The sequence below is a fragment of the Streptomyces sp. NPDC031265 genome (genome assembly GCF_055570295.1).
Genome location: NZ_JBVIHM010000012.1, coordinates 157,449 through 170,673 on the forward strand (window position 1 = coordinate 157,449; position 13,225 = coordinate 170,673).

General features: G+C 68.7%; 10 protein-coding genes. 9 read left to right on the forward strand and 1 reads right to left on the reverse strand.

Annotated features, from left to right (window positions below; all coding sequences use genetic code 11):
• Positions 1 to 127: 127 nt before the first annotated feature.
• From ACZ499_RS20290 to ACZ499_RS20325, 8 genes are all read left to right on the forward strand, one after another.
• Complete coding sequence (locus ACZ499_RS20290) at positions 128 to 5,161, forward strand: phage tail tape measure protein (protein WP_468676711.1); 5,034 nt, start codon at positions 128 to 130, stop codon at positions 5,159 to 5,161.
• Entirely contained in the window at positions 5,158 to 6,063 is a 906-nt protein-coding gene (locus tag ACZ499_RS20295) for a phage distal tail protein (protein WP_468676714.1), read from the forward strand. The genes ACZ499_RS20290 and ACZ499_RS20295 overlap by 4 nt, the downstream gene beginning before the upstream one ends.
• Positions 6,060 to 6,992, forward strand: a complete 933-nt coding sequence (locus tag ACZ499_RS20300; protein WP_468676715.1) for a hypothetical protein — start codon at positions 6,060 to 6,062, stop codon at positions 6,990 to 6,992. Before ACZ499_RS20295 ends, ACZ499_RS20300 begins: the two co-directional genes overlap by 4 nt.
• Complete coding sequence (locus tag ACZ499_RS20305; protein ID WP_468676717.1) at positions 6,992 to 8,089, forward strand: hypothetical protein; 1,098 nt, start codon at positions 6,992 to 6,994, stop codon at positions 8,087 to 8,089. Before ACZ499_RS20300 ends, ACZ499_RS20305 begins: the two co-directional genes overlap by 1 nt.
• A gap of 44 nt (positions 8,090 to 8,133) precedes the next feature.
• Complete coding sequence (locus tag ACZ499_RS20310) at positions 8,134 to 9,717, forward strand: hypothetical protein (protein WP_468676718.1); 1,584 nt, start codon at positions 8,134 to 8,136, stop codon at positions 9,715 to 9,717.
• 215 nt (positions 9,718 to 9,932) lie between these two features.
• Positions 9,933 to 10,820, forward strand: coding sequence for a peptidoglycan-binding protein (locus ACZ499_RS20315; protein WP_468676720.1), 888 nt, complete (start codon positions 9,933 to 9,935; stop codon positions 10,818 to 10,820).
• A 37-nt stretch (positions 10,821 to 10,857) separates the two neighbouring features.
• Positions 10,858 to 11,124 (forward strand): holin, encoded by a 267-nt coding sequence (locus tag ACZ499_RS20320; RefSeq protein ID WP_468676721.1) that lies wholly within the window; start codon positions 10,858 to 10,860, stop codon positions 11,122 to 11,124.
• Between the two features lie 23 nt (positions 11,125 to 11,147).
• Complete coding sequence (locus ACZ499_RS20325; protein WP_468676723.1) at positions 11,148 to 11,393, forward strand: hypothetical protein; 246 nt, start codon at positions 11,148 to 11,150, stop codon at positions 11,391 to 11,393.
• A 211-nt stretch (positions 11,394 to 11,604) separates the two neighbouring features.
• Here ACZ499_RS20325 and ACZ499_RS20330 read toward each other — a convergent pair whose 3' ends face one another.
• Positions 11,605 to 12,177 carry a hypothetical protein gene (locus ACZ499_RS20330; RefSeq protein WP_468676725.1) on the reverse strand — a complete coding sequence of 191 codons (573 nt, stop codon included), beginning with the start codon at positions 12,175 to 12,177 and terminating at the stop codon, positions 11,605 to 11,607.
• 234 nt (positions 12,178 to 12,411) lie between these two features.
• Here ACZ499_RS20330 and ACZ499_RS20335 point away from each other — a divergent pair, with 234 nt between their 5' ends.
• The gene (locus tag ACZ499_RS20335; protein ID WP_468676727.1) at positions 12,412 to 13,098 is read left to right on the forward strand and encodes a hypothetical protein; all 687 of its coding nucleotides are present in this window, start codon (positions 12,412 to 12,414) and stop codon (positions 13,096 to 13,098) included.
• Positions 13,099 to 13,225: the final 127 nt, after the last annotated feature.

Here is a 13,225-nt window from a genome sequence, read left to right on the forward strand (position 1 = left end):
CCGGCTGCGAACTGATCTCCCACGAGCGGGACCAGATTCCGGAAGGGGCCGCCAGCTATGGCGTGAAGATCGCGCTGTTGCCGCGCGAAACCTACCTTCAGCTGCACCGCCATGTCGGCGGTGCCGAGTGAGCGGCTACAGCCTCACCGTCCAGCTGCGCGCGGAGGTCACCAGCCTGATCAGCGGGCTGCGTTCGGCATCGGACGCTGCCCGCTCCTTCGCCACGCGGACTGCCGCAGCCGAGCGTCGGATCGCCGCGCTCGACGCGGCAGTTGCCCGCGCGGCCTGGCAGGTCAGCACCCTGGGCGGCCGGGCCTCCACCGCCTCCACGCACCTCAACAGCCTGGGCCGCAACGCCGCCACCGCCCGCACCCATCTGACCCGCGCGGGCGACGACGGCGACCGCTCCATGCGCGGCCTGGAGCGGACCCTGGGTAACGTCCGTTCCCGCGGCATGGCCCTCGCCGGGATGCTGTCTGGCGGAGCCCTCCTCATGGGCACCGCTGGCGTGATCGAAGAAGGCAACCGCTACCAGCGGGAGATGAGCCAGTTCCAGGCGGTGACTGGAGCCAACGCGGCCCAGATGCAGCGCGCCGCCTGGATGGCGAGCAAGCTCGGCGCCGACCTCAAATTGCCCACCGTCACCGCCGCCGACGCGGCGGGTGCGATGGTGGAATTGGCAAGAGCGGGCTTTAGGACCGACCAATCAATTACGGCTGTGCGGGCGGCACTTGTCCTGTCCTCCGCCGCTGGAGTGGGCGCTGCAGAGAGCGCAAAATATCTCGGCGACATCATGGACCAATTCGGTCTCGGTGCCGACCAGGCGGCCCGAGCCGCAGACGTCCTCGCAGCAACCGCCAATAACGCATCCGGTGGAATTCTCGACATCTACTATGCGATGCGCTACGCCGGGCCGGTCGCCGCTGGCCTCGGCGTCAGCATGGAAGATGCCGCCAGCGCCGTCGGCATGATGGGCAAGGCCGGAATCATCGGCTCGACGGCCGGAACCGCCCTTCGCGGAATGCTCGCGAATCTCGCCGCACCCACCAAGGACGTCACGACCGGGCTGAAAATGCTCGGGATCGAAGCGTGGAGCACGGAAGGCCGCTTCCTCGGAATCCGCAACGTCATCGACGGCCTCTCGAAGGCCCAGCACAACCTGAGTCAGCAAGATTTCACCGCCGGGGTGAAGAAAGCCTTCGGCAAGCCAGCGATGCCCGCCGCGATGGCCATCGCCCACCAGGGCGTCACGTCCTTCGATGCCCTGTCCCTCGCGGTACGCGAGACAGGGGTCGCCGCCGACGTCACCGCCGCCCGCGGCAAGGGGCTCGTCGGCGCGATGACGCAGCTCAAAACACAGGCGAAGCAGACCGGGCTCGCCCTCTACGAAGGAATGGCCCCAGGGCTGGAGTACGTCGCCCGCCTCACCACCCGCGGCCTCGCGGCAGTGACCCCCTACCTCACCGCTGCCCTGAAGTACGGACGCGACCTGGCCACCCTGTACGGCCCGGACCTCAAGGCGAAGACCCGCCAGGGCCTCGGCGATCTCGGCGCTGAGGCGAAACGTTTCCTCGACCCGCTCAAGGACATCGGTGAAGACAGCCTGGCCTCCGCCCTCAACCTGCTGATCAACGCCTGGGACGACCTAGGCACGGTCATCGAGAACGCCGGAGACGGCCTCGAACCGGTCGCAAAGGCCATGGGATTCCTGGACGAGGAGTCCGGGGGAGCAGCGAACACCCTCGACATCGTGGTCCTGGCCGTCAACGGCGCCACATCGGCGGTGGCCGGCCTGTCGTCCGTGCTCGTGCCGGTCGGACAGGTCGTCGGCAGCCTGGTCAGGCTGTTCGGTGCCCTGCCCGGACCGGTTCAGACCGCCGTGGCCGCGATGCTCCTCACCCGCAGGGTCGGCCCGATGGTCTCGGGTCTCGCCTCCACGGTGGGCGGACGCCTGACCGGCGCGTGGCAGAGCGTCAGCCAGCAGATGCGCGCCCACCAGCTCATCGCGTCGGCCACCGGCCAGTCGGTCAGCCGGATGAGCGCGGCCTATGCCGTCCTCCAGACCCGTATCCCCATCGTCGGCCAAATGGGCGCCGCGTTCCGCAGTGCCCAGGGCCCCACCGCGACGTTCGCCAGCACCGTCAACGGCGCCGCCCGAGCCGCCGGCACCGGCCTCATGGGAGCGATGCGCGGTCTGATGGGCGTCATGGGCGGCCCCTGGGGCGTCGCCCTGATGGGCATCACCGTGGGCCTCGGCCTGCTCGCCTCCTCCCAGCAGCGCGCCGCCGAACGCGCCGCCGAGCACGAGCAGCGCATCGCCAACCTGACCCAGGCGCTGCGCGAATCCAAGGGTCTGGTCGACTCGAACGTGCGGGCACAGGCCGCACAGATCCTGATGGACACCAAGATCGCCAACGGCAAACAGCGGCTCGTCGACGTCATGAAGGGCGCGGGCGTCTCACTGTCGCAGCTCACGGACGCCTACCTCGGCCAAGGCACCAGCCTGGACGCCCTCAAGAAACAACTCGACGACGTCGCCCGCGCCCACGACGGCGTCTGGCAGACCAACGAATTCGGCGACACCTGGCAGGGCTACGACGTGCTCGGACGCCGTGCTGCCGACGCCTCGGCGGCCCTCGGCAAGGTCAAGGGCGAGATGTCTGAATCGGTGGAACGGGCCAAGGAACTGGCCGCCGCCGAGGAGTCCTCCGGCGCGGGCACCACCGCCTACGACCGGCTCAAGACCGCTGTCGGCGCGCTGGCCGACAAGACCGCCGACGCCGACACCCGCACCCGAGCGCTGAAGAGCGCCCTCGACTTGCTGTCCGGCGGCAGCATCTCCCTCCAGGCCGCCGAAGCCCGCGTCAACGCCGCGATCCTCGACGTCAACAGCGCCCTGAAGAGCGGCATCAACGAGGCCGACGGCTTTGGGAAGGCGCTGCTCAGCAACACCGGCACGCTGAACACCACGACCCGAAACGGTCAGCAGCTCTACACCCAGCTCACCGCGCTCAGCGACGCCGCCGCAGACGCCTCCGTCTCGGCCTACGCCCTCGCCCAGCAAAACGGCAAGGAACTCCCCGAGTCCCTGGCCGCCGCCCGCGAGCAGATGCAGAAAGCCCGCGACGCGGCCATCGACGCCGCGCGGGGCTACGGGCTAACCCGGCAGGAAGCCCATGGCGTCGCCGACAGCCTCGGGCTGCTGCCCTCCAAGGTGAGCCTCCTGCTGGAGACCAAGGGCATGGACTCCACGCTGGCCAACCTCCTAGCCGTGGACGCGGAGTTCGACCGACTCAAGACACAGAAGACCATCAAGGTCGACAGCCTCACCGAACAGGCCCAGAAGGACCTCCGGTCCCTGGGCTTCAGCGTGGAGACGATCCCGGGCACCCGCGAAATCAAGATCACCGCACCGTCCGAGGGCGCCCGCAGCTCCCTCAAGGTCCTCCTGGACCAGCTCGGGACCGTCCCCAACGGCAAGAACGTGAAGTTCACCGCGGACGTCGCTGCCACGATCGCCAGTCTCCAGACAGTACAAGGCGCGATCTACGCGACCCCCGGCGCCAAGACCGTCACCGTGTACGCCCCCACGGAGACGGCCCGAACCGAGCTGCTGAACCTCGGCTTCACGATCAGCGCGATCCCCGGCAGCAAGAACGTCGAGATCACCCTGCCGACCGGCACACCGACCTCGGCCGCAGCCGCGATCCAGGGCGCCATCGACCAGGTCCACGGCAAGACGGTCACCATCGGGGTCAGCTACTCCTACAGCCCGTACGTCAACGTCGGCCCGCCCCCGCCCAAGAACATCTATACGAATGCTGACGGCAACCTGTACCCGTCGGCGGGCCGCGTCCTCGCGTTCGCCGGGGGCGGGATGCGTGAGGACCACAGGGCTCAGATCGCCCGAGGCGGCGATATCCGCATGTGGGCGGAGCCGGAGACAGAAGGCGAGAGCTACATCCCCCACGCCCGGTCAAAGTGGCCGAGGTCACGGCGGATCACAGAGGAGACCGTCCGCCGTCTCGGCGGTGACCCAGGTGGTATCCGCTGGTTCGCCAACGGCGGCGTGAGCTCCTTCAGCTACACCCCCGCCTCGCTCTTCACCCTGTCGTCGCTCGTGACCAGCTCACAGAACAAGGACGGCAAGTTCGACCTGGGTATCTTCACGAAGAAACTCCGCGACAGTGCGAACGTGGCGGACCGGTGGCGCAAAGAGCTGGCCACCATCGCCTCGCGGGCCGGTACGGACGTCGCCAAGGCGTTGGAGGCGATGGGCGAGGACGGCGTCGACCTGGTCCACAAGATGGCCACGGGTAGCTCGAAGTACGTCAAGCAGATGGCGGGAGAGCTGCGCGGCCTCGCGGAAGCGGCCAAGGCGTCGCTGACCGACTTCACCCGCGAGCTCGGCGTAGCGAACGACGAGAACGCCGACTTCCAGAAGAACCTGGTGAAGCTCGCCGGCATGGGCTACAGCGAGCTTGCCGCGCAGCTCAATGCCCAGAATGACCAGGCCGCACGCGACCTGGCGGCCCAGGCCGTAGCCGACAAGGGCAAGGCCAGCCGAGCCAACGAGCAGGCCAAGACCTCGGCAGCCCAGCTCACGTCCGATGAGACCGGCGAGGTCATCCAGATCATCGCGGCGATCACGTCCGACAAGATCGGCATCCACCAAGTCGCCGACGCCACCGGCCTCGGTGAAGACGAGATCATCCGGGTCGTCGCCAAGGCCGGGCGTCAGGTGCCTGCTGCTCTGGGCAGCCGCGGTACCAAGTTCCTGGCCGACCTGACCCGCGCCCGACAGGGACTCTCCTACGCGGACGGCGGCATCCGGGAGGGGATCTACGCCACCTCCGGCGGCTTGATCCGCTTCGCCGAGCCCTCCACGCAAGGTGAAGCGTACGTCCCGCTCGCCGTCAGCAAACGCCAGCGCGCAACAGCCGTGCTCAGCGACGTCGCGGGCCGGTTCGGCTATGCCCTCATGACCGGTGTCCAGGACGCCAACGCTGGCCGCGTCCAGGTCGTCGTCATCCAGCAGGCTGCCCCGCTGATCGGCACCCAGACCATCCAGATCGACCGGCCCGGTGCCACCGAGCAGCAGATCGCCGCCGCGATCGGCTACCAGGTGCGCCGTGCCCAAAGGGGCGGTGTACGCCGATGACCGGGCTGCTCACGGACTTCCAATTCGACCTTGGTGGCCTGGTCATCGGTGCCGGAACGCCGGTGCCGGTCGCCACTGTGGAGGGCCTGGGGCGTGCCCCGGTGCGTACCGCTGACGTCGACCCGCCGCACGACGACGGGCTGTGGCTCGGTGCCGACTACCTCGGCGGCCGCACCATCCGTATCGACGCGGCGATCAAGACGCCGGGTGACGCGGCCGCGGCTCTCGACGTGCTCGCGGAGCTGGAGCGCCTGCACGATGACCCAGCCGTCCGCCTGACCGGCGGCGCGACCACCGCGCTGCGCCTCAAACTGCCCGGCCGTGACACCCGGGTCGTGTTCGGTCGGCTCCGCAAGATGGAGCCGGACGTGGAGCGCCTGGTGCACGGCTGGGTGCCGCTGGACATCGAGTTCCTGGCCGCCGGTCCGCTGTTCTACGCCGACCGCACCGAGCAGTTGGAGCTGCCGCTCGGCCTGATCCGCGGCGGCGGTTTTACGGCGCCGGTGGTGGCGCCGATCGTGGTGACCCCGGTGCCCGGCGAGACGGCCCGGCCCGGGTGGATCACCGTGGATGGCACGGCCCCGACCTGGCCCGTGCTGCGGATCAACGGCCCGTGCGCCAACCCCACGGTTGTGCACGTCGAGAGCGGCCACCGGCTGCGGCTGAACACGGTGGTCGAGGCAGGCGACTGGGTCGAGATCGACACCCGGCCCACCTGGCGCTCCGTGCTGCGCCGGGGCGGCGGCCATGTGCCGCTCACCGCTGGGCGGCTGGACACCTTCGTGCTGACGCCGGGACGCAGCGAGATCCGCTGGCAGGCCACCGACCCCACCAACACCGCCCTGCTGACCGTCACCTGGCGGCCTGCCTGGACGTCTCTGTCGCGAGGAGTTTCCCAATGACCCTGACCTCGGCCCCCCTGCTCACCAACGGTGCCGCTCACTCGGCCCAGTCGTTCCGGATGATGATCCGGGACCTGGCGCGGGGCGGGCAGGGCATCACCCAGGGCGGGGACCTGAAGGTGAGCCCGCTGACCGTCCCGGCCGGAGGGGTCCAGGTCGGGGACGGCTCCGCGATCATCGAGGGACGTGCCGCCTACGGGCAGGGCCACTACACGGTCTACAACATCGGCACCGAGACCGTGCCGATCGCGCCCACAGGCGCGAGCCCGCGCCGGGACCTGATCGTGCTGCGGATCCAGGACCCGCAGTACGAGGGCAACCGCAACCCCGCGACGGACCCGATCGCGTTCTTCGACGTGATCCCACTGATCGGGCCAGTTATGCGGCCGTCGCCGCCGGACGGGTACACGGCGATCGCGCTGGCGGCGGTGACCCTGCCCGCCAACACCGGCACGGTGACCGCCGGGATGATCAGAGATCTGCGACAGCTGGCCAACCCGCGCCGCGAACGTCGCCTCGCGGTCAACCGCGGCTACCCGTATGAGCAGCTGCCCGCGCAGAAGGAGACCTGGTTCAACTTCCCCCAGAGCGGGGTGACGTTGGTCGACATCCCTACGTGGGCGGTCAGCGCCAACCTAGTCACGACGTTGAACGTCAGGATCAGTAACAAGGACTGCTACGGGCTGTGGAGGCAGCGGCTCGGCAACCAGCTCGGCAACACCATCGTTCAGGACGCCGACGCGATGACGGCGGACTCGCGGGAGAACATCATCATCGCCGACTCCCTCAACATCGAGCCGTCGATGCGCGGCACCACCCAGGAGCTGGGCCTCCAGTTCTACCGGCTGCGTGCGGAGCCCTGGAACATGGACATCAACGCCTCCACGAACGTGATCGTCGACATCGAGTTCGTCGAGGGCACCTTCTGATGCCGGGCTACCGCTACTTCGCCCAGCACCTGCTCACCGGGGAGATCACCTCCGCCGATCTGCCGCTGAGCGATGTGGAGTTCGGCCCCCAGCTCAACGGGCCCGGCTCGCTCACCGCGAAGGTAGGCCCGCGGTTCGCCCGCAGCCGGCCCGACGTGTTCGACGAGGGCGTGACCGCCCTGTACGTGGAGCGGGACCACTTCCTGCGTTGGGGCGGCATCCTGTGGCAGGCCACCCCGCAGGGACCCAGCCTCGCCCTGGAGGCGGCCAGCTGGTCGTCCTACCTCCAGCACCGGCACGACCTGGATGGTGAGCTGGGCGGGCGCGGCCCGTATGTGAACGCGGACCCCTGCCGGATGATCCGGGACATCTGGGAGTACGCCCAGTCGGTGGCCGACGGTGACCTCGGCGTCCGGGTGGATGCGGCCACCTCGACCGCGAAGGTTGGCACGCCGGCCGAGCCGTGGCACTCCAACTGGTGGGAGACCCCGGTGCTCGGCAACATGGCCGACGACCTGGTGAAGGCCGATGATTCGCCGGACTACACCTGCGACACAGCCTGGAACCAGGACGGCACGATCGCCCGCCGCCTGCGCCTGGCCTACCCGCGTCTGGGCGCGCGCCGCGACGACATCTCCCTGGCCTCCGGCATCAACATCATGGACGCCCCGCCCATCACGCGCAGCGCCGACGAGTACGCCCAGACTGTCATCGCCACCGGGGCGGGGGAGGGCCGCGCTAAGAAGCGGGTCATCGACAGCGTGCGGGATGGGCGGCTGCGCCTGGAACAGGTCCTGGACCTGCCCGACGTGAAGGGCACCGACGTCCTGGCCGTGCGGGCCCGGGCGGAGCGGATCCGGCGGCAGACCCGCGGCACCGTCGAGCAGGTCCGCATCCGCCCTGACCACCCCGCCGCCCCCCTCGGGAGCTTCCAGGTCGGCGACGACGTCCACGTCACCGTCCACAACGACTGGGACGACTGGTCCGGCTGGTGCCGCATCACCGGCTGGACCGTCCGCACCGGCGGCAGCGACGGCGAAACCGTCAGCGTCGACCTCGCCCGCGCCGACTCCTTCAACTACGGCCCGGCCACCTGAACCCCCTCGTCCACCCCTCCCTTCCTCGCCGAGGAGCACCACCCATGCCCGATGACCTGAAGCGCCTGGCCGACGACATCGCCGACCTGCAACGCCGCCTCGACCAGCTCAGCCGCACCAGCCGCCTGGCCCACTCCTCCATCGAGGACGGCGCGGTCACCGTGTACGACGACACCGGCTCGCTGCGCGCCATCATCGGCCAGCAGCCCGACGGAACCACCGGGGCCGTCCCCGTCAACGGCCCGCCCCCGCCCGCCCCGACCGCGCCGCTCGTCACCCCGTCACTGTCGGCGCTCGCCGTCACCTGGGACGGCGCCTGGACCGGAACCACCGCCGCGGTCGGCGACCTCGCCCGCATCCAGGTCCACCTCCTGCCCACGCCGACCGCCACCCCCGACCCGCGCAACCCGGCCGCCACCATCGAGTCCCAGACCGGCGCCACCGTCACCGTCCCCACCACCACCTACGACCCGGTCTGGGTCTGCTTCCTCGCCGTCAACACCAGCGGCACCCCCGGCCCGCCCAGCACCCCGGTCCAGGCCACACCGCGCCGCCTGGTCAACACCGACGTGTACGAGGGCACCCTGACCGCGCGGGAGATCAAGGCGAACAGCCTCACGGTCGACCAGATGGACGTGAACAACCTACGGTCCGGGCTGCTGACCGCCGGCGTGGTCACCGCCAACATGCTCAACGTCGACGCCCTCAACGGCAAAACCCTCAAAGCGGTCCGCATCATAGGTGTCACGATCGACGGCGGCGTCCTGCGCACCGGCGAGACGGGCAGCCGCGTCGAGATCACCCAGGTTCCCGCCACCGACACCCAGCCCACCACAGGCCAGGTCCGCCTCCTGTCCGGCTCCGCCACCGAGGTGACCCCGGCCAGCCTGTACGCCGCCTACGACCCCAGGAGCAACACCAGCAAACTAAGACTCCAGTCCGCTGAACTCACCGACCCCCCGGCGCCACTGACCGGGCCGCAGCAGCGCCTGTTCGGCGGTGGCCGGATCTACCCGGGCGCTTCGCTGTCGATGTGGTCTGAGCCCGACAAGGGGCGCCTCGAAATGAGCGCGACCACCATCGACCTTGACGCGGGGTACACACTGTTCGGCTCCTCGACCTACGCACGGATCGAGATCACCAGTGGCGCCTCCATCGGCGCCCGTGGCTGGGACGACAAGCCGACCCCGGTGTCCATCCACAACATGTTCGTCGTGGACACCGACGGCTGGATCAGCCGCTACAACCAGGGCTGGAAGACACCCGAGATCGGCACCAACTGGGCGCAGTGGGGCGGCGCGTACGACAGGGTCGCCTACAAGATCTACCCGGACCGCACGGTGGGGCTGCGCGGCATCCTCAAGCGAACAGCGCGGACCACGCCGACCAACGGCGAGGTCCTGCTGACGCTGCCCGAAGGTGCCGCTCCGACCAACGGCTACATCCAGCAGTTCGAAATGGTGATCATGCCGACGGGTACCACCGGCACATCCAGCGCCTGGACCAGTGTCAATGTCAGCCCTACCACCGGGGCCATCGCGTTCTCCAACATCAGCACCGCCGCCTCCAGCCAACTCGCCAGCGGCAACGGATACGTGAACCTTCACCTGCGCTTCCCGCTGGACTGACTCGCGGACGGGATCCGGGGCCGGGGAACCGGCTTCGAGGACAGAGGCAGCAGGGCAGGACCCTTGTGTCCCGCATGAGTTAGGCTCCGCGCGCTGGGCGACCCTCCGCCCGCACGTAGGCAGTAACAGGGCCCGCAACCGCAGTTCCGAGGGACCGTCAGGTGGCTCCTGACCGGCCAAAACGTGCGGAGGCGCGGGGGAGAAAGCGTAGTTCCGTGGCACAGCCACTGTCCGCCGACCAGCTTGTCTCCGCGCTCCGAGCCGAGGGTGTCCGGGTCGTCGAGGTCGGCAACTGGCGTTCGCACAACCGAAACCACCGCGGGGCGTGGGGCCCCGTGAACGGTGTGGTGATCCACCACACCGTGAGCAGCGGCACCGACTCGTCGGTGTCGCTCTGCTACGACGGATACGACTCGCTCCCAGGTCCTCTCTGCCATGGCGTCATCGACAAGAACGGCGTGGTCCACCTCGTCGGCAACGGCCGCGCGAACCATGCTGGCGGCGGGGACGCGCGCGTCCTGGAAGCCGTGATCGCCGAGGACTACGGTGACCGCCCTCCGGCCTCGCACCAGCACGAAGGCAGTGCTGGCGCCGTCGATGGCAATGGGCATTTCTACGGTTTCGAATGCATCAACTTGGGCGATGGCCGAGACCCGTGGCCGTCCGCTCAGCTCGACGCCATCGAGCGCGTCTCGGCAGCCATCTGCCGGGCACACGGCTGGTCCGCGAAGAGCGTGATCGGCCACCTGGAGTGGTCGGACTGGAAGAGCGATCCGGCGGGCTTCACGATGCCCGACATGCGGGCGCGGATCGCCTCCCGCCTCGGGCAGAAGCCGAACCCGAGTACTCCGGCCTCCTCCCAGCCGTTCCCCGGCAGCGACTTCTTCCACGACGGCCAGCACAGCCCGATCATCACCGCGATGGGCCGCCGCCTGGTCGAGGAGGGATGCAGCCGGTACCAGGTCGGCCCCAGTCCCGACTGGAGCGAGGCCGACCGGCAGTCCTACGCCGCCTGGCAGCGGCGCCTCGGCTATGCGGGCAGCGACGCAGACGGCATCCCCGGGCCCACGAGCTGGGCCAAGCTCCGCGTCCCCCAGACCTGACCCCAGAAGGACACACCCCAGAAGGACACACCAACTCATGACTACCCCAACCAGCACCCCCAAGCTGTTCGTCGACATCGCCGAGCGGGCAGCCCTCACCTACATCGAGGCGTTCCTCGGTCTGCTCCTGGCGGCCGGCACCACCGACATCGTCGACCTGTCCACCCTCCAGTCCGCGGGTATCGCGGCGATCCCCGCGGGCCTGGCTGTCATCAAGGGCGCGATCGGCACCCTCCTCGGCCGCCCGGGGACCGCGTCGTGGCTCCCGGCGAAGAGTGATCCCGCGTCCCCCATAGTCAGCTAGCCGTAGAAGGAAGAAGGAGCACGATGCCCGACGGAGAGGTCGCCCTGGCGCTGGCTGAGCTACAGCGCAGCCTCGAAGTCGGGCTGGCCCGCATCGACGGCCAGTTGGCGCTCCTGGTGCAGCGATCCGACCAGATCGACCGGGCCGTTCAGGAACTGGACGAACGCGTCACAGCACTGGAGAAGAACCGGTGGCCGTTGGCGGCGATCGCGGCTCTTTCTGCGCTCATCGGCTGTGCGCTCGCGGTCTGGCAGGCAGTGAGCCGCTGAGCAAAAGACAGCGCCCCGGGCAGAGTGCGAGTCAGATCCCGGGGCGCCGCTTCACTTGGAAAGAGGACATCAGCATACCGAGACAGGCCCGCCTTGTGAAAGGGCGGGCCTGACGCATCGGCTTCGTGATGCCCGCCCACGGTGACGGTGGGCCGTACCCCGCTGGTGGCCGCACGTGAACGTGGCTGCCTCGCGCGGCTCAGCTCCATGGCTACGGCCTGACTTCTTCGAGCTGTCCGCCTGAATGACGGGTCCACTCGATGCCGGCCTGGTCGGTGAAGGTGAAAGTGATAGGGAGAGTAATGGTCTCGTCGCGGGCAGCCAGACCAAGCCGATCTCGGTCCGCCTCGGCCGATTCTCGGTACTCATCGCCGGCTGGGATCATCGGGCAGAGTTGGTAGACGGCGCCACTGCGGGGAAGGCGGACGTTGTAGATTGGCTCGTCGCTGCTGTTCTTGATGATGTAGGCAGCCAGTATCACGGGAGCCCCTCCGTACGTCCCACGGACATTGGTGGCATGGCCGTGGACCCTGCGAGCCTGACTCCGCCGCTGCTGTTCCTGTTGCTGCTTGCGGAGGCCAGCATCCCGTCGCCAGAGGACCAGGGCGACGATGAACGCGCCGACCGTTCCGATGGCGGCGACGGCCGTGGAGACACCAGTGAGCCAGTCCGTGACGAGCGGAGTTATGGGTACGGGCTGCTCGATAGTCACAGGGATGGGCGGCATGACCGCACGGTAGTTTGTGATCAGAGGTTGAACGGCGAGGCCGGTCAGGGCCGTCACCCGTTCAGTGGACCATGGCCCCGCCCGCTGAAGTGGGCGGCAAACTCACTTGGTAAATAGTCAAGCTCATCTGTCAGAGGGCACCCGTGCGTTGCGCGGGCGGAAGTCGGCGCCTCCCGGCCGACCGGCTACCTGCCCGGACCAGGCAATTCCGTTGTGGGCCTCACCAGCCGCGTTAAACTACACTTGACACATCAAGTCTGTTTTATGGGCGCGCTCAGGGTGGAGGCAACGGTGGAGAGCAAGCGGTTCCCCTATCTGCTGGGACATGAGGAGATCGCGTCGCTCTACGGCGTCGGACGCCAGACCAGCCAGCTGTGGAAGACCAGGGGAGTTCTGTCGGACTCCGACGTCGTGATCTCTGGGAACCCCTACTGGCTGCTGCCGACCGTGATGGCGATCGCGGTTCCCGGAGAGCGGGAGGTGAAGCCGGAGGCGCTGAAGGCGTACAAGGCCAAGGTCGCCGGCGGCTACGTCGTCCATAGTGTCGACGACCTGCCCGCGGTCGTCGGCCTCAAGGAGATCCCCTGGATCTTCGGCAAGAAGTACATGGACGTCTATCAGTGGCGGGTGCGCAAGAGCCTGGCCGAGGAGGACGCCAAGATTTCCGGGTCGCCTCTGTGGCTCCTGGAGACGATCCTCACGGACGCGGAGGACCGCGAGCGGCCTGTGCTTGCGGAGGCCGTGAAGAGGATCGAGCAGGGGGAGCGCCAAGCGATCCAGCCCCGCGGGCGCCAGAAGGACGAGACTGCGGCGGTCGCCAAGGATCCCGAACCGCTGCCCGCAGCCCGCAAGTTCTCGCCTGGCGGTTCTGCGAAGGACACGGAAGCCGCTGTCAGGGAAGCGGTGGCGTTCGTCACCGAGGTGCTGGAAGCGGGCCACTCGGTTACGGTGCGCCCGACTGCGGGACGCAAGCGGTAGTCCGCTGTGGCGCCGGGGGTGATGGCTTTCGTGTCTTTCATCCCCGGTTTTCCGGTACCCCCGCCTCCCGCGTCGCGTGGATTGCGCTTAGGGTGTGTCTTCGACATATGTTTAGGCAATGCACTGT

What these genes read in the sequence shown, in the direction of transcription:
- ACZ499_RS20300 (WP_468676715.1), top strand. Translation starts at nt 6,060, where the DNA reads ATGACCCTGACCTCGGCCCCCCTGCTCACCAACGGTGCCGCTCACTCG.
- ACZ499_RS20320 (WP_468676721.1), top strand. Translation starts at nt 10,858, where the DNA reads ATGACTACCCCAACCAGCACCCCCAAGCTGTTCGTCGACATCGCCGAG.
- ACZ499_RS20310 (WP_468676718.1), top strand. Translation starts at nt 8,134, where the DNA reads ATGCCCGATGACCTGAAGCGCCTGGCCGACGACATCGCCGACCTGCAA.
- ACZ499_RS20325 (WP_468676723.1), top strand. Translation starts at nt 11,148, where the DNA reads ATGCCCGACGGAGAGGTCGCCCTGGCGCTGGCTGAGCTACAGCGCAGC.
- ACZ499_RS20295 (WP_468676714.1), top strand. Translation starts at nt 5,158, where the DNA reads ATGACCGGGCTGCTCACGGACTTCCAATTCGACCTTGGTGGCCTGGTC.
- ACZ499_RS20305 (WP_468676717.1), top strand. Translation starts at nt 6,992, where the DNA reads ATGCCGGGCTACCGCTACTTCGCCCAGCACCTGCTCACCGGGGAGATC.